We start from the raw sequence: 22,831 nt of genomic DNA, 5'->3' as shown, positions 1-22,831 counted from the left end.
TGAACCACAGGCTCAATTTTCAGGATGCCAGGAGATAGCCCTCCTCATAACTAAGTCGGAGGGAAGTAGAAATAAACAAACTAATTAAAACAATGAAACAAGCTATTATTAGCCGATTTACTACCCTAATACTATTACTACTGTTTTGCAGTACACTACAGGCGCAAAGCCAGGATTCGCTTTTTCGTTTTACGTCCAAAGGTAACCCTATTATTACCCATAAATTTACTGCTGATCCAGCGGCGATAGTAGAGGGGGATACATTGTGGCTCTATACCGGCCATGATTTTGAAGGTGGCCAAAAAGGCTATAAGATGAAAGATTGGCTTGTTTTTTCCACCACAGACATGAAGAACTGGACCGAGCATGCAGTGCCTTTAAAGATTGAAGATTTTACTTGGGCCAAGAGTGGCGATGCTTATGCGGGACATGTACAAGAAAGAAATGGGAAATATTATTGGTATATCAGCACCAATTGGACAGGGATAGGGGTGGCCGTAGCAGATAACCCAAAAGGACCTTTCAAAGATGCCTTAGGCAAGCCGCTTTTGACCAATAAAGACTGTTTTGCTTCTGATCATTCTTGGGCCTGTATAGATCCCGCTACCTTTATTGATGATGACGGACAGCCTTGGATATTTTGGGGTAATGGAGAGTGTTATTATGCCAAATTGAAGGATAATATGGTTGAAATAGCAGGTGAAATTAAGCAAATCAAATTCGATGGCTTTGATTTTACGGAGGCTCCTTGGATTCATAAGAAAAACGGAAAATATTACTTGACTTATGCTACTGGATTTCCTGAAAAAATAGCTTATGCCACTTCATCAAGTATTGAAGGTCCATGGGAATACCAGGGGATCTTAAATGAAATCGCAGGGAACAGTAATACCAATCACCAGAGCATAGTGGAGTTTAAAGGCAAAGACTATTTTATCTATCATAATGGAGGCTTACAAAATGGGGGAAGTAGCTATAGTCGCTCGGTATGTATTGATTTACTGGAATATAATTTTGATGGTACACTTAAGAAGGTGCAAATGACCAGTGAGGCAATGGGCTTGGTAAGATGAAATAGTGGGTGTAATAGCCGGGGTTTCAATTGTTTTATTGGTATTAGAAAATAACATGAACACGCAAAAAAGATATTGGACTGTTTTGATAATGAGTTTGGTGCTACTAAGTGGATGGGTGCCCAAGGTAATTGGACAAAGACAAATTCGACATGATATACCTTTGGACGCTATCCGTTTGAGTGATCCCGCAATTTTGGCCGATTCCAGTAGTCATATGTATTATATGACCGGTACGGGGGGAAGACTTTGGAAGAGTAAGGACCTGAAAAAATGGACTGGTCCCTTTAGTGTGGTGGATATTGATAGCAGTTTATGGATGGGAGAGCGGCCGGCCATTTGGGCTGCAGAATTGCATCAGTACAAAGGAAAGTATTATTATTTTGCCACCTTCACCAATAACGATGTCATTATAGATACCGTAGCGGGAACTGAGGTGCCCAGGAGGGCAAGTTATGTGTTAAGGAGTGATCATCCCGATGGTCCGTACCGCGCTTTTGGGGATGAGGATTATCTACCAGCCGATTGGGCCACTTTGGATGGGACATTTTGGGAGAGTAAAGAAGGAACTCCCTATATGGTTTTCTGTCATGAATGGTTGCAAACAGGTGATGGGACGATGGAAAAAATCCAGCTGAAAGATGACCTAAGTGGAAGTATTGGAGAAAGTAAATTATTGTTTCTCGCCAGTGATTCACCATGGAGCAAGAGAAAAAAGGAAGGCAAGGTCATTCCCAACCAAGTCACGGATGGCCCCTATTTATTTAGGACTGCAACAGGGCGGCTAGGAATGATATGGACCAGCTGGATTTATGATGTATATACCCAAGGAGTGGCTTATTCCGCATCCGGAACCCTGGAGGGGCCTTGGCTTCAGAAGGAGCGGCCGATTACTCCTCCCAATTTTGGTCATGGAATGCTGTTTCAGACTTTTGAGGGAAAATGGTTGATGGCTGCACATAGCCATAGGGAAGAAAATGGAAAGTATATACGAATTCCCCATCTTTTTGAAGTGGATTTGAGTGGGGATGAGCTGAAAATCATTGGCCCATACATTCCATAATATTTATTTGAAGATCATTCTTCCTCCAATACATCCCATAGGAGCAATTCCAGTTCCATGCTGGTTCTTTCTTTTCCTTTCACCAAAAAGATGGCGGTGAAGTATTTTGAGTTATTCAGTAGTTTTCCAAAATTAGATTTTAGCCAGTTAACATCTGCAAACTTCTCTGTGGTAGCTTTTACACCAATATCATGGTCTGAGAAGAAAACAAATTGTTCGGTGTCATTGGGACCTTTATATCGAGAGACCACGGCATGTTCATAGACAGATCCGTCTCCAACACTTAGGTTAATAAGGGTATCGATTTTATTTTCATCGTCTTTAAAGGAAAGCATACCTCTGTTAATGGAGATATTAGGGTTGGCATCATTGAAAAAATCAACAAAAAGATTTCCGTTTTTAATAGCGCCAATATATATGGAGTTATTATCAGTTATATCCTTTATAGAGGTTTGCGAGCTGAATCGAATGGTGAAATCCTTGTTTTGACGATGGAACAGCCTAGAAATATTCATGGTTCCAGTAGCTGCCATGCCTGTGACATAAGGATAGTTTGCAGGACTTATTGTATTTTTTTTGTCAGGATGTGTTTCGATGAATCGGTAATAGTCTTCCAAGTTATTGATATTATAATCCCTATTCCAACCATGACTTCCTGTGGCTGTGGTGCCCATTATACCGAAAAAATCGCCGATAAATAATGTAGTCTCTTTACTGTTGTGAAAATAGTCTTGCCATAATGGAATATGTTGATGTCTGTTTGCTATCCAAAATACTAGCCCTAAAGACACAACAGTTATTCCCGCATAAAGAACATATTTGTTTGTTTTGTTTTGTGGAGTATTTTCCTTGGCATTAATAAAGTTAACAGCGTATTGTCCTTTTTCAATGACCACTTTCCAACCGTCTTTGGAACCTTCTTTCTGATAATATTTTTCCAGTTTTTTCCTTAGATGATACACATTTACCCGAATATGAGCGGCACTCTTTTCATCCTCATAGGATTTGCCATAGAGCTCCATGCCTATGGTGGTTTCTTTGAGATCTCTGCCAGCTAGGGTTGCTTCAGTTAAAAAGCGAAGTAGCACACAACTCGATTGTGATCTTTTAAAGGTGTCGCTGTTGGTGATTCGATCTATTAACTCCAGTTTATCTAGATTGTCCATTATTCAGTTATATGGGGTTTATCTATATTAAGTGTCAAAAAGCCCTTTAATGTGTTTTATTGATTGTTTTTAACGGTTAAGAATACCGTTAAACAAGTGTTAAACTTACATTTTTTATTGTAAATAACCATATTTCAACATTCAAATCATAAGAGGATGGCGGTTATGTCCTTATATCCTTTTGAGGTTTAGTAGGCGGATAGTGGGGTGATTTGATCCCTAATATCTGGTAAACATTAATCAATTAACCCAAAAAAACATGCTCATGAACGTATCTGTTCTTAAAGGAATTCGACCAGGTGGTTGGGTTTTTTCAATACCGAAAACACTAGAATATTTTTTAGTTCAATTATTCAATAACCTTTAATACTTATTTATGAAAACACTTGTACAGCTCAAGTTGTGTTGTCTAATACTGTGTTTCTGTATGGGGATATTAAATTTCTCAACAGTAAATGCACAAGACAATAACATCAAAGTGACAGGGACTATCAAGGACCCTACAGGAGAAACAATCATTGGAGCCAATGTTATTGTTAAGGGGACAGATAGAGGGACCGTAACGGACATTGACGGTAAATACGAAGTAATGGCTCCCAGCAATGGGACATTGGTCTTTAGCTTTATTGGTTTTCAGAAAGTGGAGGTGCAGATTGAGGGGCGTCCAGAAATTAATTTGACACTTAAAGAAGATTTACAGTCTTTGGATGAGGCGGTCGTTGTGGGCTATGGTATGCAAAAGAAAGCCAGCTTAGTAAGTTCTATTACGGCAGTTAATCCAAAAGAACTAAAAGGTCCTACCAGTAACCTCACGACTATGCTGGCCGGTAGGGTCTCAGGGATGATTGCTTTCCAAAGAAGTGGCGAGCCAGGGCTGGATAACTCTCAGTTTTTTATTAGAGGCTTGGGATCATTTGGAGCGGGTAAGGTAAACCCATTGATTCTAATTGATGGGATCGAATCCACGACTACAGACATGGCCCGACTTCAACCAGATGATATCGAATCTTTTTCTGTATTGAAGGATGCAACTGCAGCGGCAGTTTATGGAGCTAGGGGAGCCAATGGCGTAGTATTGATTAATACCAAAACAGGTGTTAGGGGCGAAACCAAGTTTCATTTTCGGGCAGAAAATAGAATTTCAACTAATACGAGGAATTTCCAATTTGCGGATAATATTACCTATATGAATCTGGCCAATGAGGCAGCCTTAACCAGAGACCCCAATGCGGTTTTGCCTTATTCCCAAACCAAAATCATCAATACTGAAGCTGGTACAGATCCATTACTTTATCCAAGCAATAATTGGATTGATCAGTTGATCAAGGATTATACCCTGAATCAAGGTTATAACCTCAGTGCAAGCGGAGGAGGTGAAAAGGCGCGTTTCTATATTGCTGGAACTTATAATGTCGATAATGGGGTGTTGAAAGTAGATCCGATCAATAACTTCAACAGTAATATCAAGCTGAGAAATTATTCTCTGAGAACAAATGTGGATGTGACCTTGACGCCTACTACAGAACTGAATGTAAAAATGTACGGTCAGTTTGACGATTATAACGGTCCCATTGGTGGAGGCGCCGGGACTTTTAACCGCGCCATCTGGTCTAATCCTGTGATGTTCCCAGCGGTATATCCAAGTGAGATGTTGCCATATGTGGAACATCCTTTGTTTGGAGGGGCGATTACTGGGAGGGGGAGCACTACGCTTTTGCTTAACCCCTACGCAGAAATGGTAAGAGGATATCAAACTTATAAGACTTCTATGATCCAACCTCAAATGCAAATTCAACAAGATTTGGGTATGATCACGGAAGGCTTGAGTTTTCGAACGATGGGCTATTTAAAACGTTCGGCTCGATTTGATGTATCGAGATCTTACAATCCATTTTATTACAGTTCCCGTCTAAATCCCGTCACTGGTGAGATAGATCTAACAGTATTGAATGATGGAGGGCCCAGCTCTGTAGGTCAAACTGGTTCCGAATATTTGAGTTTTGATCCAGGAGAAAGAATTGTAACCCTTAGAAGTTATATGGAATCGGCGGTAAACTATAACCGCACATTTAATGATAAACACGCGGTTTCAGGGATGTTGATAGCTATTTTCAATAGTTATGAGGATGGAAGTAAGTATACAGTTCAGGAATCACTTCCTTTTAGAAATACAGGAGTATCTGGCCGTTTTACTTATGGTTACGATGACAGGTATTTGGCAGAATTCAACTTCGGCTATAATGGGTCAGAAAGGTTTGCTCCTAACTACCGCTTTGGATTTTTCCCTTCTATCGGGCTGGCGTATAGGATTTCCAATGAGCAATTCTTTGAGCCACTTAAAGGATTTATTGATCATCTGAAATTACGAGGTACACTAGGATGGATCGGTAATGATGCGATAGGTAGCGATAGTGATCGATTTTTCTATCTGTCAGAAGTAAATCTAAATAATGGAGGTTATGGAGCGATTTTCGGAGAGGAGTTTGGGTACGGACGGCCAGGGGTTTCTATTTCTCGCTACCCTAATAGCAATATTACTTGGGAAAGGTCACGTCAGATCAACTTGGGCTTTGATATGACTTTGATGAATGCTTTGGATATTACATTTGACGCATTCCAACAAAACCGCTATAATATTTTACAGACAAGGTCATATATTGGCTCTACAATGGGTCTCATGGCTATCCCCTCAGCCAATACCGGTGAGGCCATGAGTAAAGGGATAGACCTGACCTTGACTTATAATACCTCCTTAGGACAAAACACATGGGTGAATTTAAGGGGGAATTTCACCTATGCGACAAGCGAAATCCTGAAGGTGGATGAAAATACCTATCCTGATGAATTATCCTATTTATCGAAAGTTGGGGACAGAATAGGCCAACCTTATGGTTATATCGCCGAGCGTTTATTTGTTGATGACCAAGAGGTGGCCAATTCTCCTGCACAATTTGGAGAATATCGGGGAGGGGATATCAAGTATCATGATATGAATGATGATGGAGTGATATCCAATCTCGATAGGGTGCCGATTGGCCATCCAACCACACCTGAAATTATCTACGGATTTGGAGGGACTTTTGGTTTTAAAAACTGGGATATCAGTGCTTTCTTCCAAGGCGCGGCCCGGACTTCTTTGTTTATTAATTCTCAAAATATCTCCCCCTTTGTGATCAACGGAGGAGCACAGAATGGGTTACTTAACGTAATTGCAGAAAGCCACTGGTCAGAAGAAAACAGGGATCTGTATGCATTTTGGCCTCGTCTAAGTGATTATTTTGTGGAAAACAACAACCAAGGTTCTACTTGGTGGATGCGTAATGGGGCATTTTTAAGACTAAAGAACGTAGAGGTAGGTTATACCATGCCAGAGCGTATTCTCAGTAAATTTAAGTTGGAGCACCTAAGAGTGTATGCCAATGGTTCCAACTTGGGAGTATGGAGTAAGTTTGACCTTTGGGATCCAGAAATGGGCGGAAACGGTTTGGGCTATCCTGTTCAGTCTGTGTATAACCTTGGTGTAGTGGTAGATTTCTAAAGCAGTAGCAAAAATGAATAGACTAAAATATAAAATAGCTGTAGGTGCTTTTGGCCTTATGGGCCTGTTTGGAGGGACCTCCTGCGAAAGTTTTGTGGATGTAGTACCAGACAATGTGGCGACTATAGACCATGCCTTTAAGTTGAGAAATGAAGCAGAAAAATACTTGTTTACCTGCTATTCTTATATGCCATATAATGGGGCAACTAATGGTAATATAGGTTTCTTGGCAGGGGATGAAATGTGGATCCCTTACCGTACAAGTATAGAAAGTGCGTCTTTTGAAATTGCCCGAGGAAATCAGAGAAGGGCCAATCCTTTTGTGGACGTTTGGAATGGAGGCATTTATGTGGGAATCAGACATTGTAATATCTTCATTGAACAGTTGGAAAATGGCGCAGTTCCTGACTTGGGTGAGATTGAAAGGAGGAGATGGATTGGAGAGGCAGAGTTTTTAAAAGCCTATTTCCATTTCTATCTGCTGAGAATGTATGGACCTATTCCGATCATCGACGAAAACCTTCCAATTGATGCTCCAGAGGAGGAAGTGAATGTGAAGAGGCGCCCGGTAGACGAGGTAGTGACTTATATAGCAGAATTGCTAGACCAATCTGCAGAGAAATTGCCCGAGTCTATTTCTGATAGGAATACAGAAATGGGTAGGGTAACCCAACCGGTTGCCAAGGGTTTGAAAGCAAAGTTACTTTTGATGGCTGCAAGTCCCTTGTTTAATGGCAATCAGGATATGGCTTCCCTTAGAAATAAAGATGGAGAGCAGCTTTTTAACTTAACTTATGATGAAAATAAGTGGAGAATTGCGGCGGATGCAGCAGAAGAAGCCATTAGCATAGCGGAAGCAGCGGGTCATCGCCTATATGAATTCAACGAGGTGGGCTTAGCGATTACCGACACCACTCGTACTGAATTGAGTATCCGTCAGGCTATTTGTGAAAGGTGGAATGCAGAACATGTCTGGGGCAATTCTAACGGGATTGCTGGATTGGATTTGCAACGTAATGCCATGGCTCCTTTGGCTACAGATCATAATCACAATAATGCCAGGAAAATCCTTTCCGCACCACTGAAAATAGCCAAGCAGTTTTATTCTAAAAATGGGGTGCCAATAGATGAGGATAAAACCTTGGATTTTAGTGAGGTTGATGAACTCAGAACTGCTACCCATGATGAAAGGTTCTATATCGCGGAAGGTTTCGAAACGGCTAGGATTAATTTTGACAGAGAACCGCGATTCTATGCTTCCTTGAGCTTCGATGGGGGAAAATGGTATAAATACGACAGTCCGACCAATTCTGATGAGGGGACTTATACCGTGAGGTCGAAGTTTGTGGATTATGCAGGTAGTAACCATGCCTTTCATACAAATGTGACAGGTTATTTCATTAAAAAGCTGGTTGATTGGAATCAGTCTATGAGTAGTTCTGGAGCTACCTATAGGTCATATGATTGGCCGGAAATCCGATTATCCGACTTATATCTGATGTATGCAGAGGCACTTAATGAAGCAGAAGGTCCTTCAGCTACAGTTTTTGAGTACTTGGATAAAATCAGAGTGCGAGCTGGACTTGCTGGTGTTCAGGAATCATGGCAGAATTTTTCTTTAGAGCCAGATAAATTCTCCACCAAAGATGGATTACGAGAAATTATCCATCAGGAGAGATTGATAGAACTGGCATTTGAAGGACATCGACTTTGGGATTTGAAAAGATGGAAAAAAGCCAATGAAATGCTTAATCAGCCTATTCAAGGTTGGAATATGAAGGGAGAAACCACCAATACCTACTATCAGGTCAATACGGTTTATTCCCAGCGTTTTGTTTCACCTAGAGATTATTTTTGGCCAATTAATGAAGGATCTTTGATCCAGAATCCAAATTTGGTTCAGAATGTCGGGTGGTAATGTGAAATCCAAAATTGTCATACAATGAAAATATTCAAAAAATATAAATACCTAATAGCCCTATTCCTTTTCGTAGGGATTTGGGCCTGCGAAGTGGAAGAGGATCATACTCCATATTCTGATGCTGATGCTGTCCCTTCCCCTGTATTTGAAACGTCCGTTGAGAATTTGCCAGGTAAAGCAAAGATCACTTATTCACTTCCTAGTAATAATGATTTACTTTATGTTAAGGCTGTTTATAATCGTACTAATGGTAAAGAAGCAGAGGTAAAGGCCTCCTATTTTAATAATTCATTAATGGTGGAGGGTTTTGCGGATACATTAGAACATGAGGTGAAACTATATGCTGTAAACCGAGCAGAAATGGAATCAGCACCTGTTACAGTGGTGATAAAGCCAAAGAAAGCCCCTGTTTGGGATGTATATGAATCCATGGATGTAAAGGCTGCTTTTGGAGGAATTCAGATAGATGCGCTAAACCCCAACAGGGAAGATGTGGCCATTTTGATTATGGAAAAGAATGAATACGGGGAGTGGGTAGCTGACCCAAACAGTATCTATACCTCAACCGATACCATTAATTATTCTCTAAGAGGGATGGATACATTAAAGCATGAATTTGCTTTTACAGTTAGGGACAGGTGGTTGAATTACACAGATACTGTTTATTCAGAAATCTATCCACTTTTTGAAACTGCTTTGCCCAAATCCAATTATAAGGGAATGAATTTGCCAGGGGACGCTCCTCACCATCCATCCACCTCTATGGCAGGAATGTGGGATGGAGAGATCATGAACTGGCCTGCAATCTATATGACCCAATCAGTGATTTCTGGTCCACATACCATCACTTTTGATACTGGAAAAGAAGCCAAGATGAGTCGGATAGTGATTTGGGATTACCCAGAGTATTATAATGGGAGAACCTATTATTATTTAGGAAATCTAAAGGAATTTGAAGTTTGGGGATCTAATGATCCACCAGCTGACGGGAGTTATGATAATTGGGTGAAACTCGGTACTTATACTGCTACTAAGCCTTCTGGATTGCCTTTTGGACAGCAAAGTGATGAAGATTATAGGGTAGCAGTAGAAGGACATAACTGGGAGTTTGACATTGATGTGCCCAAGGTTCGGTATTTGAGAATTCGGTCCACCAAAAACTGGGGAGGGAGTTCATATATGGCCATAGGTGAAGTTCAGGTTTATGGAGACCCTAGATGATTTGTTCCATCAAAAAGAGAAATAAAATGAATAAGAATATAAATAAATATATCCTTGGTTTATCCTTTTTGTCCATGACTTGGTGGTCATGTACAGAGATGGATGCCTATAAAGACTTTATCCCTGACGGTGAAAAAACCTATAGTGGAAAGATAGATTCCTTGACCATTATCGGAGGGGATCATAGGGTGATGGTTTGGGGACTGTTTAAAGCAGATCCTAAGATTGAGCAGGCACGAATAAGCTGGAATGCCGGAGCAGAGTCTATTACCGTTCCTATTAATAGAACTTCAGGAGTCGATACATTAAAGCATATTGTAGAAGACTTAGAAGAAAACAATTTCACATTCGAAGTAGTCACTATCGACAATGAAGGTAATGAGTCGGTACCAGTATATGCTACTGGATCTGCTTATGGAGAGCGGTATAGAACAGCATTAAATCATAGACCTATTGCTACTTCTAATCTAACGGTTTGGGATTCCAACACCAAATTGGTATTTGGTGAAATCGATGATACATCGGGAGCCCTTTACTCCGAAGTAGCGTATATTGATGCTGCGGGTGCAGAACATATTGTTAAGGTGCCACTGGATACTGAAGAAGTAGTTTTGGAAAACTATTCAGTTGGTGAGGCTTTCAAAGTAAGAACCTTTTATCGTCCAGAGGCCTATAGTATGGATACTTTTAGTACAGTTTATAGTACTAATATACCTAAGGTGACTTATATGAGGAATATGCAGGTACCGTTTGAAGCTGAGGCAAGAAGTGGAAGGTGGGGCAATCTTGCTCACTGGACAACAAATGATAATGCCAAAATTCATGGTGGATATGGTGGCTGGGATGAATGGAACAACAACATTTTTAACTTGGAATCTGGTTGGGGAGCTCCTGCAGTAAATAATGGTAAGATATATCAGACTTTTGATGTTCCTGTAGGGAGTTTTACTTTTAAAATAAAGGACCTTAGGGATACCAATTTAACTGAAAATGATGACGCTTATCTGGTAGTGGTTCTAGGTGATGAACTTCCTGATGTAGAAAACTTGGATTCGGCGATTGGCTACACTCAAATAATTGCTGGGAAAGCTTTAGGAGAGTTAAAGGTTGATTTTGAAATTGAAGAAGGCCCTGTCCAAATTTCGGTTGGATACCTTACTACCCAGCCTGACGGTTCTCCTGGAAGATATTGCAATATCCGGGCATTTGATTTTACACAACATTAGATATTAAGGGGTGGCAGTTTCCTGCTAAATCTAGGTTTGCGGGGAACTGCTTTTTATTTAAAAAACAGCAAAGCTATTAGTGTAATAATTCAATCGAGATTAAACAATTAATTGTATTTTCGAGATTATCTGAAATTTATTACGCTAGAATAATAAGAATATGTTAAAACTAAGACATGCTGCATTCCTTGCTTTGATCCTCTGTGTAAGTTGTAATACCGGTAGTTCAAAGAACAAAGATCAAGAACAGCCCCAAGAAGAATGGCAAACACTCTTCAATGGCAAGGACCTGAATGGCTGGATACCTAAAATCCACCACCATGAATCAGGAGAAAATTACAGGGAAACATTTAGGGTGCAGGATGGAGCTATCTTAGTAAAATATGATGGCTATGATGAAGGTTTTGACGAGCGGTATGGTCACCTTTTTTATAAAGAACCATTTTCCTCCTTTCACTTGAAGTGGAAATACCGTTTTACGGATGAATGGCTGGAAGATGCTCCTAGCTATACCTATAGAAACAGTGGTGTAATGTTCCATTCCCAGTCTCCCGAAAGTCAATTGAAAGAGCAGGATTGGCCTATCTCTGTAGAATATCAAATGTTGGCCGAAGCTAAAGAAGGAGTGCCCAGGCCCACAGGAAATATGTGTTCTCCAGGAACAGAGGTTTATTTTGAGGGAGAAATGGATCCCCGTCATTGTATCAATTCCACCTCTCAGACCTACCAATGGGATGAATGGGTCCAAGCGGATTTGATAGTTTATGAGGATTCCTTGGTCATCCATATGGTGAATGGAGATACCGTTTTACAATACACCAAGCCACAAATTGGTGGAGGAGTGGCCAACCGCTTTGATCCTGAATTAAAGGTGGATGGGAAGATGTTGACAGCAGGTTATATCGGTTTGCAGTCTGAAGGACAAGGTGTAATGTTCAAGGATATTCAAATTATGGATTTGGCCAAAAAAGATAAATAGGAATATGATTAATAGGAATCGCTTAGCCCAGTTGCTGTGCTGCCCATTGGTGATAAGTTTAGGCGCTTGTTCAAATGGTGAAAGCAAAGAAAGTTCAGAGGCTGATAATTCGGGATATCCCGGTTATGAATTGGTCTGGCAGGAGGAGTTTGATGAGGATGGCAAGCCCAATGAGGCTTATTGGTCTTATGAAAAGGGATTGGTAAGAAACCATGAATTACAGTATTATCGAGAAGAAAATGCCAATGTGGGCAATGGCTTTTTGGTCATTGAAGGAAAAAGAGAAGAGGTCAAGAATGAACGTTATGAGGCAGGTAGCGATGATTGGAGAAAGAACCAGGAATATGCGCATTACAGTTCTGCCAGTATCAATACCCGAGGAAAAAAGGAGTTCAAATTTGGCCTGATAGAGGTTCGGGCGAAGATTGATACTGCCCTGGGAATGTGGCCAGCTATCTGGACCTTGGGGATTTCCAAAGGCTGGCCGGCCAATGGCGAAGTGGATATCATGGAATACTACCGTGTCAATGGTCAGGCAACCATTTTGGCTAACGCTGCCTGGAAGAAGGCCGGTGGGCGATATGCTGCAGAATGGGATGAACAGAAAATTCCTTTCAGCCAGTTTTTAGAGAAGGATCCCGAATGGCCAAACAAATTTCATGTTTGGAAAATGGACTGGAGCGAGGATCATATCAAGTTATTCCTTGATGATGAACTATTAAATGAAATAGACTTAAAAAACACCCTCAACCCTGATGGTTATAACCCATTTCATCAGCCCCATTATATCTTGCTTAATCTGGCAATTGGTGGGAATGGGGGTGATCCCTCCCAAACTGATTTTCCAAAGGAATATTGGGTAGACTATGTCAGGGTTTATCAAAAATCAAGTAGGCATTAGGCCTGGTGACCTTGATCTCTTGAAATGAAGTGTATATTTGAGGGAATTTAATTCCATAAAAAATAAAAAATAATGAAGTACAATTATTGCACAATCAAGTCACTGGCCTTTTTTCTATTGCTTGGAATGTTCTCTACTGTAGTTATGGCAAATCCCAAAGCTTCAGAAGGGGAGAAATCCAGAGAATACTATATCGAGGTTTTGACCAAGATTGCAGATCCTGTTTTGGTTAATTTGAGTGAGAATACATTGAAAACCAATATGCCTGTGGAGGTGACACCAGATGCTTATGGTGGAAGGGACCAAGTCACTTACTTGGAGGCTTTTGGTCGTTTGATTTCTGGAATGGCTCCTTGGCTGGAACTTGGTCCGGATGATACAGAGGAAGGAAAGTTGAGGGAAAAGTATATTCAATTGACCTTAAAATCTATTCATAATGCCACTGACCCGGATGCTCCTGATTTTATGAACTTTAATAAGGGAAGTCAGCCAGTGGTGGATGCGGCATTTTTTGCGCAAGGACTATTAAGAGCCCCAACGCAACTTTGGGAGCGTTTGAGTCCAGAAACCCAACAAAATGTAATTGCTGCCCTTAAATCATCCAGGGAGATCAATCCATTTTATAATAATTGGTTGTTATTCTCTGCCACTGTTGAAGCGGCTTTGCTGAAATTTGAAGGGGAAGCTGACGAGATGAGAATGTCATATGCCATTAATAAACACAAAGAATGGTATGTGGGAGATGGGGTGTATGGAGATGGTGCTGATTTCCATTTTGATTATTATAACAGTTTTGTGATCCAGCCAATGCTACTTGATATCACCAAGGTATTGCAAGAGAAGAAGCATGGTATGGGGAAAAATATGGAAGTATTCCTGAAGCGAGCCCAGCGATATGCTGCTATTCAGGAACGCTTAATATCTCCAGAGGGAACCTATCCAGTAGTGGGCAGGTCTATGGCCTACCGTTTTGGTGCATTCCAAAGTTTGTCCCAGATCGCCCTTTGGCAAGAACTTCCAGAAAAGGTAAAGCCATCACAAGTAAGAGCAGCTTTTCATGCCATTATTGCCAGACATATGGAAGCCAAGGATATGTTTGATAAAGATGGCTGGTTGACTTTAGGATTTTATGGACATCAGCCAGAGGTGGCCGAGCCTTATATTTCAACAGGAAGCTTGTACCTGTGCTCCGAGGTCTTTTTAGTATTGGGATTAGATAAGGATGCGCCATTTTGGGCTGATCCAAATGAGCCTTGGACCCAAAAACGTATTTGGAGTGGGGGAGATGCTACTCGAGATCATGCATTATACTAAAGTTTAATTTACAAAGCTCAAGATTTGGACCTGGGTAGATGGTATCTAGGTCCAAATCCCATAATGATATAGAATAGTAAGGAATTGATGAGAATAACTAAATGTATTTTTGCCTTAGGGCTAATGATGGGGCTTTTGTCAGCCTGCTCTGGAACCAAGCCTTTAGGCTCAAAGATAGAACAAACTGAAGTAGGAGAGGGCTGGGCCAATAATTCCATCAATGCAGTTATTTTTCGTCGAAATTCTATCACGACTTATAAGCAAACCCAGTTTATTGCTTACTACGATCCCGACAGTCACTTAGTGCTGGGCAAGAGAAACTTGGGCAGCGATGAATGGGAAATAAACAAAACAGCCTATACCGGTAATACTGCAGATGCCCATAATACCATCAGCATTGCAGTGGATGGGGAAGGTTTTCTCCATGTAAGCTGGGACCATCATAATAACCCCTTGCGCTATGCCAGAAGCAAGTATCCTTTGAGCTTGGAATTAGGGGAAATGGAATCAATGACTGGAGAATCTGAAAAAGATGTAACCTATCCCGAATTTCATAATCTGCCTAACGGAGACCTATTATTTTTTTACCGTTCAGGAGAATCAGGCAGGGGTAACCTGGTGATGAACCGATATGATGTACAATCCAAAAAGTGGAGACAGCTCCACGATAATTTGATTGATGGGGAGGATGCGAGAAATGCATATTGGCAAGCTTATGTGGATACCAATGGCACCATTCACCTGTCTTGGGTATGGAGAGAAACATGGGATGTGTCCACCAATCATGATTTGGCCTATGCCAAATCTGTAGATGGCGGGATGACCTGGCAGAAGTCAACTGGTGAACAATATGACTTGCCTATCAACTTGGAAAAGGCAGAGTATGCCTGGAAAATCCCGCAAAATAGTAGCTTGATCAATCAAACAGCGATATATGCCGATGATAATGGCTCGCCATTTATTGCTTCCTATTGGAATGAAAACGGGAAAACACAGTACCAGATAATTTTCAAACAAGGGCAAGATTGGGAAAGAATCAGTCCTGACTTTAGGGCTTCTACCTTTCAGTTGGGAGGGGGAGGAACCAAGCGTATTCCTATTTCCCGCCCTCAGGTTTTGGTGGATAATAAGGGAAGTAGCAGCCGTCTTTACTTGCTTTTCAGAGATGAGGAAAGAGGAAATAAAGTGTCCATGGCTTTGACAGAATCATTGGAAGATATCAAATGGGAAATAGTGGATTTGACTAAAGACAGTGTTGGTCAATGGGAGCCTTCCTATGATATTGAATTGTGGAAAGAAAAGCAGCAACTTCATCTTTTTGTCCAGAAAGTAGAACAAAAGGATGGTGAAGGTTTGGCGGAAGGAATTACCAGTCCTGTGAAAATATTGGAAGTAAAGTGATAAGAATTAATCAAATTAAGATAACCAAAATGAAGAAGGGTTTTTATGGTCTAATGCTATCAGCAGGAATGCTGTTGGGAGCCTGTGGACAGAGTAATAATGGTAATGAGAAGGAAATGACTTCCTCAACGGATAAGGAGGTATTGAATGCTCAAATCAGTAAAAGTTTAAGCAGGGCAAATGAGCAATATAAACACATGATGGACTTGCTTCCAGAAGGTAAATTCCCGAAAACTTACCATGCTAAGTCGGACAAGTTCGAAGGGAGTGGATCAGGTTGGTGGTGCAGTGGATTTTATCCAGGAACCCTTTTGTACTTGGATGAATACGAAAAAGATGAAGTACTGAAAAATGAGGCCATTAGATCCTTGGGCTTATTGGAAAAGGAGCAATTCAATACCAGTACCCATGATCTTGGATTTATGATGTATTGTAGCTTTGGAAATGCTTATAGATTGGATCCTAAACCAGCATACAAGGAGATCATGATCCAAAGTGCCCAATCCCTTGCCAGCAGGTTCAGTGAAAAGGTGGGCGCCATCAAAAGCTGGGATTCCAAAGAAGGAGACTTTTTGGTGATCATTGATAATATGATGAACCTTGAGTTATTGTTTTGGGCTACTGAAGCTACAGGGGATTCTACCTATTATGATATCGCGGTAAAACATGCGGACACGACCATCAAAAATCATTTTAGAGAGGATTATAGCTCTTATCATGTGATCAATTATGATCCCGAGACGGGAGAGGTAAACAGGAAACGAACTGCTCAAGGATATGCGGATGAATCAGCTTGGGCTAGAGGTCAAGCATGGGGATTGTATGGTTATGCCGTGATGTACAGGGCAACTAAAGAACAGAAATACCTGGATCAGGCCAAGGCAATAGCCAAGTTTATATTAGACCACCCTAATATGCCAGCGGATAAAGTTCCTTACTGGGATTTTGATGCCCCAAAGATTCCAGATGAGTTAAGGGATTCTTCAGCAGGAGCAATTATGGCGGCTGCTTTATTGGAACTGTCAGATTATGTAGATGGAGAATTGGCTGAAAAATATAATGACAATGCCCAGCAAATGCTGACAACACTGACCACTGATGAGTATATAGCAGCTAAAGGAACCAATGGCGGCTTCTTATTGAAACATGGTGTGGGACATATTCCGGAAAATTCAGAGATCGATGTGCCATTGACCTATGGTGATTATTATTTGGTAGAGGCCATGCTGAGGTATCTTAATAAATAATCCTACTTTAACCCGAAATATGCATTAGCTTATCTATTACGGACTGAAAATGCTTTAAAATCAGACGCTTTGCTGCTGTTTTCGACTTCACCATAGCGGTGCTATGCCTCAGTCTCCAAACAGCCTGATTTTCTTGCATTTTCAGCCCTCACTACGATTACTAAGGCATAATCCGGGTTTAATCGTTAGACTAAAATATATGCATAATATAAATGAACAAGGATTCACTGGCCTTAGGATATATTTTTGCATATATTTAAGTGTTAAAAAAACAATTAAATATATCGACGTCAATTAGCGTTTTCCATAGTATGAAAAACCTGTTTAACCTATCTGGCTTGCTAGCGATGGTGTCACTATTGCTCATAAGCTGCAAGCCCCAAAGCCAAGCCCCCGAGGCTTATCTATTTGCGTATTTTACTGGTAATGGACCGGGAGAGGAATCCGTGCATTATGCCATTAGTAAGGATGGATTTAATTATAGGGCGCTAAACAATAATCAGCCTATAATCAGTGCAGATAGTATTAGCCTCAGAGGAGGAGTTAGAGACCCTCATATCCTTAGGGGCGAGGATGGAATGTTTTATATGGTTTTGACAGACCTGTACGTTCCTGAAGATGGATGGACCAATCAGGGTATGGTATTCTTAAAGTCCAAGGACTTGGTGAATTGGACCCATAACACTGTTCATATTCCTGATTTGTTTCCAGAAGAATTTGGAGATGTTAAGCGGGTATGGGCTCCTCAAACTATTTATGACCCAACCGTGGGTAAATACATGGTTTATTTTTCTATGTTACAGGAAGGCGGGGCCGATATCATTTATTATGCATACGCCAATGAAGATTTTACTGGATTGGAATCAGTACCTAAACAATTGTTTTTTCATCCAGAAGAAAAGTCTTGTATAGATGGTGACATCATCCATCATAATGGCAAATACCATTTGTTCTTTAAAACTGAAGGTCATGGGAATGGGATTAAGAAAGCGGTTTCCGATCAATTGACAGAAGGGTATGTGATGCAAGATAAATACTTGCAGCAAACCAATGAAGCTGTGGAAGGTTCCGGGATTTTTAAGTTGAATGACAGCGAAAAGTATATCCTGATGTACGATGTTTATATGAAGGGGGCCTATCAATTTACCGAAAGCACCGACTTGGAGAACTTCAGTATTATTGATGATCAAGTGAGCATGAATTTCCATCCTAGACATGGAACAGTGTTGCCCATCACACAGGATGAAGTGACACGTTTGGTAGACGCTTTTGGTATTGATGAACAAAATTGGATTATCAGTACCAATAAGGAACAAATTGATGGAAACAATGTCATGCTCGATCAGGACATTGGCAGTATTTATTTGCCGGTCAAGTATGATGTGGCACTGGAAAAGGTAAATCCACAGTTTGAGCTTTTTGCTGGTTTTCAGATCAGCCCTGAAGGTCCTCAGGATTTTAGCAGTGGACCAGTGGATTATATTTTGACACTTCCTGATGGTACCGAGAAAGTATTTCAAGTAACAGCAAGAAAAGACCACAACCCTGTGCTTAAGGGATATTATGCTGATCCTGAGATTATCTACTCTGAGAAAACCGGTAAATTCCATCTTTATCCCACCAGTGATGGATTTACAGGTTGGTCGGGTACATATTTTAAATCATTTTCCTCTGAAGATCTAGTGAACTGGAAGGATGATGGAGTGATTTTGGATTTGAAAAAAGATGTGGATTGGACGAGTAGAAATGCTTGGGCACCCTGTGCCATTGAGAAGAAGATCAATGGAGCGTATAAATATTTCTATTATTTCACCGCTGGCCAAAAGGTGGGCGTAGCGGTTGCAGATGATCCTGCAGGGCCATTTGTGGATTCAGGCAAGCCATTGGTAGACTTTAGACCTGAGGGCGTACGCGGTGGACAGGAAATCGATCCGGATGTGTTTACTGACCCTCAGACAGGGAAGGATTATCTTTATTGGGGTAATGGCTATTTGGCCGCCGTTCCTTTAAATGATGATATGGTCAGCTTTGACAAAAGTAAATTGAAGCTCTTGACCCCTAAAGACGGTACTTTCCGAGAAGGTACAGAGGTGTTTTTTAGAGAAGGGAAGTATTATTTCCTTTGGTCAGAAAATGACACCCGGGATGAGGATTATCGTGTGCGGTATGCTTTTGCTGATTCACCGATGGGGCCACTGACCATTCCTGAAGACAATATGGTTATAGCTAAGGAACCTGAAAAAGGGATTTATGGAACAGGTCATAATTCCGTAATTCAAATACCTGGCAAGGACGAATGGTATATCGTATACCATCGATTTACCCGGCCTCATGGAATTAAAATGGGTAGGGCCGCCGGATACCATAGAGAGGTATGCATCGATAAGCTGACTTTTGATAAGGATGGTAAGATAATACGAGTGGAGCCGACAGTAGAAGGTATTAAAGGTACCATGGAATGAGGCGAAAGTATCAATATGAAAGTAGATGGATAAAAGAATAATGGCTATGACATAGATATGCTCTTTAGCCGTCTTATGTCTTTTTAGTCTATATCTTAAGCCCTTGCTTTTTTTATCATAAATTCAGTACTAGAATTCAAGAATAATACAATTCAACAGAACATAAATTAAACATGCAATTAGCAAAACACTTGATAATGGGGCTGATGATGGTGGCATATTGTGCGCCTCTTTTTGCCCAATCAGGCCAGAATGAATGGGAGAATCCAGGTGTTCTGGATCGCAACAAAGAGGCCGCCAGGACTTTTTTTATTACCTACCTAACCGAGGAAAAGGCCGTTGAGGGAAATAAGGAAACCAATGAGACTTATGAAAGCTTGGATGGCCTTTGGAAATTTTCCTTGGTGAAGCGCCCCCAAGATCGCCCAACAGACTTTTATGAGCTTGATTTCAATGATCAACATTGGGATCAGATCAAGGTGCCTTCCAATTGGGAATTGGAAGGATATGATATTCCTATCTATACCAATGTAACCTATCCTTTTCCTGCAAATCCACCCTATGTGGACAACGAATATAACCCTGTAGGAACTTACAGGCGCAGCTTTACCATTCCTACGAACTGGGATGGAAAAGAGGTGATCCTGAACTTCGGATCTATATCTGGTTATGCCAAGGTCTATCTGAATGGGAAGGAAGTGGGCATGACCAAAGCGGCCAAAACCCCAGCTGAGTTCATTATTACCGACTACCTTCAAGCGGGTGAAAATACCTTGGCGGTACAGGTATTCAGGTGGCATGATGGCAGTTATTTGGAGGACCAGGATTTCTGGAGATTGAGTGGGATAGAACGAACGGTATTCCTTCAGGCAGTTCCTAAGTTGACCATCTGGGATTATTTTGTAAAAAGTGGCCTAGACGAAAGATATAGACATGGTAAATTAGATGCTGCGGTTAATCTGAGGGCATTTGAGGACAATGATATTTCTTCAGCTAAGCTCAAGTTTGAGCTGATGGATGCTAATGGTAAGGTAGTGTTTGAAGAGGAAAAATCAATTAATGATTTTGCACAGGAAGTGAATTTTTCCAGTACGATCAGGAATGTAAAGCAATGGAGTGCAGAGCATCCTAACTTGTACAGGTATATGATTAAGCTGACAGATAGTCAAGGGAAAACCCTAGCTGCTATTAGCCAAAAAACAGGTTTCCGTACCGTAGAAATCAAAGATGCCCAGTTGATGGTCAATGGCAAATCAGTCTTGGTCAAAGGAGTCAACAGGCATGAACATCACGAGACCAAAGGTCATGTTCCTGATCGTGAAATCATGCTGAAAGATATTCAGCTGATGAAGCAGAATAACTTTAATGCTGTGCGAATGAGCCACTATCCACATGCTTCCGAATGGTATGCCTTATGTGATGAATATGGGCTATATGTAGTGGATGAAGCGAATATCGAAACGCATGGAATGGGGGCTGAGTGGCAAGGATGGTTTAATAAAGAGCGACACCCTGCATACCGAGAAGAGTGGGCTCCGGCACATATGGACAGGATTCATAGATTAGTGGAAAGAGACAAAAACCACCCTTCTGTGATCATTTGGTCCATGGGGAATGAGTGTGGCAATGGACCGGTGTTTTATGAGGCCTATAATTGGATGAAAGAGCGTGACGAATCGAGGCTGGTTCAGTTTGAGCAAGCAGGTGAAAATGAAAACACGGATATCGTAGCGCCAATGTATCCCAGCATCAACAATATGAAGCGTTATGCAGAGGCAACGGACAAAACAAGACCTTATATCATGTGTGAATATGCCCATGCCATGGGCAACAGTACCGGTAATTTTCAGGAGTACTGGGATATTATCATGAGCAGCAAGCAGATGCAAGGTGGATTTATATGGGATTGGGTAGATCAGGGAATCCTGACAGAAGATGATAATGGCAACGAATTCTGGGCCTATGGAGGTGATTTGGGTGGTTATTTCTTGGTAAATCAGGAAAACTTCTGTGCCAATGGCTTGGTGACAGCAGATAGAAGACCACATCCAGGCTTGAATGAAGTGAAGAAAGTTTATCAGAACATCCTTTTTGAAAGAACAGAGGATGGACAGATTGAAATTGAAAATTTATTTGATTTTACCAATTTGGAGGAATATGCCTTCAAATGGGAATGGCTGGAAAATGGTGAAGTGGTAGAAACAGGTGAATTCGAGGTGGAGTTGGCCCCTCATGGCAAAAAGACGGTTCAGTTGGATTTACCTGAGTTGGGTGAAGTAGAAACTTTCTTGAATGTATATGCTTATACCAAAAAATCCAGTCCTTTGATTCCAAGCGGACACGAAGTAGCCAGGGAGCAATTTGCCTTTAATGAAGATTTCTATTTTGATCATATTACATCTCCTTCCGGAGACCTTAAATGGGAAAAAGATGGAGAAATCTTGAAATTCTCTACCAACAAAGTGCTAGGGGAATTTGACCTTAAAAGAGGTAGGTTCAGAAAATATACCTTGAAGGATGGTGAACCTTGGCTGATCAGGGATTTTCCAAGTCCTTATTTTTGGAGAGCTCCCACAGACAATGACTTTGGTAACCATATGCCTTCCAGATTGGGTGTTTGGCGATCTGCCCATATAGGTCAAAAAGTGGAGAAAGTGCTTTTGGGTGAGGAGGCTTCAGCAGGCTTACCAATAACGGTGAAATATAATCTGACCAATATTGCTGCGCCTTATACCGTGGAGTACCTTATCCAAAAAGATGGATCCGTAAAGGTAACAGCTGCTTTGGATTTGGAAGGCAGGGAATTGCCGGAATTGCCAAGGTATGGTATGCGCATGCAATTGCCGGGTAGAAATGACAACTTCTCCTACTATGGCCGTGGCCCATGGGAAAATTATAGTGATAGAAAGCATTCCTCTTTTGTGGGGCATTATGAAGATAAAGTGGCCAACCAGTTCCATTGGGAGTATATCAGGCCACAAGAGTCAGGAAATAAAACCGATGTGAGATGGTTGGAATTAAGAAATGATCAAGGTCAGGGTGTGCAGATCCAGGGTTTACAGCCATTGAGTGTAAGTGCTTTGGATGTGAATGCGGAGGATTTGGATCCAGGCTTGAATAAAAAACAACAACATCCTACAGATATCAAAACGCATAATTCAGTTTTCTTACATATCGACTGGAAACAACGTGGATTGGGCGGAGACAATAGCTGGGGACAATATCCTCATAGAGAATACCTCTTGACTGATAAGCAATTTGAATACAGTTATGTGATCAGGTTGGTGGATTGAGGATGGACATGAGACCTGAGACATGA

14 protein-coding genes are annotated in these 22,831 nt (G+C 41.1%); 13 read left to right on the top strand and 1 reads right to left on the bottom strand.

All coding sequences use genetic code 11. The features are described from left to right. Positions 1 to 92 precede the first annotated feature (92 nt). Positions 93 to 1,073: a glycoside hydrolase family 43 protein gene (locus KZP23_RS02365; RefSeq protein ID WP_226334538.1), complete on the top strand. Its 981-nt coding sequence runs from the start codon at positions 93 to 95 to the stop codon at positions 1,071 to 1,073. A gap of 55 nt (positions 1,074 to 1,128) precedes the next feature. Next, positions 1,129 to 2,136, top strand: a complete 1,008-nt coding sequence (locus KZP23_RS02360) for a glycoside hydrolase family 43 protein (protein ID WP_226334537.1) — start codon at positions 1,129 to 1,131, stop codon at positions 2,134 to 2,136. Between the two features lie 14 nt (positions 2,137 to 2,150). Here KZP23_RS02360 and KZP23_RS02355 read toward each other — a convergent pair whose 3' ends face one another. Next, the gene (locus KZP23_RS02355; protein WP_226334536.1) at positions 2,151 to 3,302 is read right to left on the bottom strand and encodes a helix-turn-helix domain-containing protein; all 1,152 of its coding nucleotides are present in this window, start codon (positions 3,300 to 3,302) and stop codon (positions 2,151 to 2,153) included. Positions 3,303 to 3,729: 427 nt separating this feature from the next. Between KZP23_RS02355 and KZP23_RS02350 the strand changes: the two genes are divergently transcribed. The 11 genes from KZP23_RS02350 to KZP23_RS02300 all read left to right on the top strand — a co-directional run bounded on the left by KZP23_RS02350 (position 3,730) and on the right by KZP23_RS02300 (position 22,805). Further along, positions 3,730 to 6,840 carry a SusC/RagA family TonB-linked outer membrane protein gene (locus tag KZP23_RS02350; RefSeq protein WP_226334535.1) on the top strand — a complete coding sequence of 1,037 codons (3,111 nt, stop codon included), beginning with the start codon at positions 3,730 to 3,732 and terminating at the stop codon, positions 6,838 to 6,840. A 13-nt stretch (positions 6,841 to 6,853) separates the two neighbouring features. After that, the gene (locus KZP23_RS02345) at positions 6,854 to 8,758 is read left to right on the top strand and encodes a RagB/SusD family nutrient uptake outer membrane protein (RefSeq protein ID WP_226334534.1); all 1,905 of its coding nucleotides are present in this window, start codon (positions 6,854 to 6,856) and stop codon (positions 8,756 to 8,758) included. A 24-nt stretch (positions 8,759 to 8,782) separates the two neighbouring features. Next, on the top strand, positions 8,783 to 9,982 hold the full coding sequence (locus tag KZP23_RS02340; protein ID WP_226334533.1) for a DUF5000 domain-containing lipoprotein: 1,200 nt from the start codon (positions 8,783 to 8,785) through the stop codon (positions 9,980 to 9,982). Between the two features lie 26 nt (positions 9,983 to 10,008). After that, on the top strand, positions 10,009 to 11,208 hold the full coding sequence (locus KZP23_RS02335) for a DUF4998 domain-containing protein (protein ID WP_226334532.1): 1,200 nt from the start codon (positions 10,009 to 10,011) through the stop codon (positions 11,206 to 11,208). 160 nt (positions 11,209 to 11,368) lie between these two features. Then, on the top strand, positions 11,369 to 12,187 hold the full coding sequence (locus KZP23_RS02330) for a 3-keto-disaccharide hydrolase (protein ID WP_226334531.1): 819 nt from the start codon (positions 11,369 to 11,371) through the stop codon (positions 12,185 to 12,187). A gap of 4 nt (positions 12,188 to 12,191) precedes the next feature. Further along, on the top strand, positions 12,192 to 13,088 hold the full coding sequence (locus KZP23_RS02325; RefSeq protein WP_226334530.1) for a glycoside hydrolase family 16 protein: 897 nt from the start codon (positions 12,192 to 12,194) through the stop codon (positions 13,086 to 13,088). Positions 13,089 to 13,160: 72 nt separating this feature from the next. Further along, positions 13,161 to 14,402: a DUF2264 domain-containing protein gene (locus KZP23_RS02320; protein ID WP_226334529.1), complete on the top strand. Its 1,242-nt coding sequence runs from the start codon at positions 13,161 to 13,163 to the stop codon at positions 14,400 to 14,402. A gap of 87 nt (positions 14,403 to 14,489) precedes the next feature. Beyond that, the gene (locus KZP23_RS02315) at positions 14,490 to 15,803 is read left to right on the top strand and encodes a BNR repeat-containing protein (RefSeq protein WP_226334528.1); all 1,314 of its coding nucleotides are present in this window, start codon (positions 14,490 to 14,492) and stop codon (positions 15,801 to 15,803) included. A gap of 29 nt (positions 15,804 to 15,832) precedes the next feature. Continuing rightward, positions 15,833 to 17,050 carry a glycoside hydrolase family 88 protein gene (locus tag KZP23_RS02310; protein ID WP_226334527.1) on the top strand — a complete coding sequence of 406 codons (1,218 nt, stop codon included), beginning with the start codon at positions 15,833 to 15,835 and terminating at the stop codon, positions 17,048 to 17,050. 311 nt (positions 17,051 to 17,361) lie between these two features. Continuing rightward, entirely contained in the window at positions 17,362 to 19,512 is a 2,151-nt protein-coding gene (locus KZP23_RS02305) for a family 43 glycosylhydrolase (protein ID WP_226334526.1), read from the top strand. 173 nt (positions 19,513 to 19,685) lie between these two features. Then, positions 19,686 to 22,805, top strand: coding sequence for a glycoside hydrolase family 2 TIM barrel-domain containing protein (locus tag KZP23_RS02300; RefSeq protein ID WP_226334525.1), 3,120 nt, complete (start codon positions 19,686 to 19,688; stop codon positions 22,803 to 22,805). Positions 22,806 to 22,831: the final 26 nt, after the last annotated feature.

It is taken from the genome of Echinicola marina (genome assembly GCF_020463795.1).
GTDB lineage: Bacteria > Bacteroidota > Bacteroidia > Cytophagales > Cyclobacteriaceae > Echinicola > Echinicola marina.
Note: the sequence above shows the minus strand (reverse complement) of the source record. Positions and strands in the feature narration are given on the sequence as shown.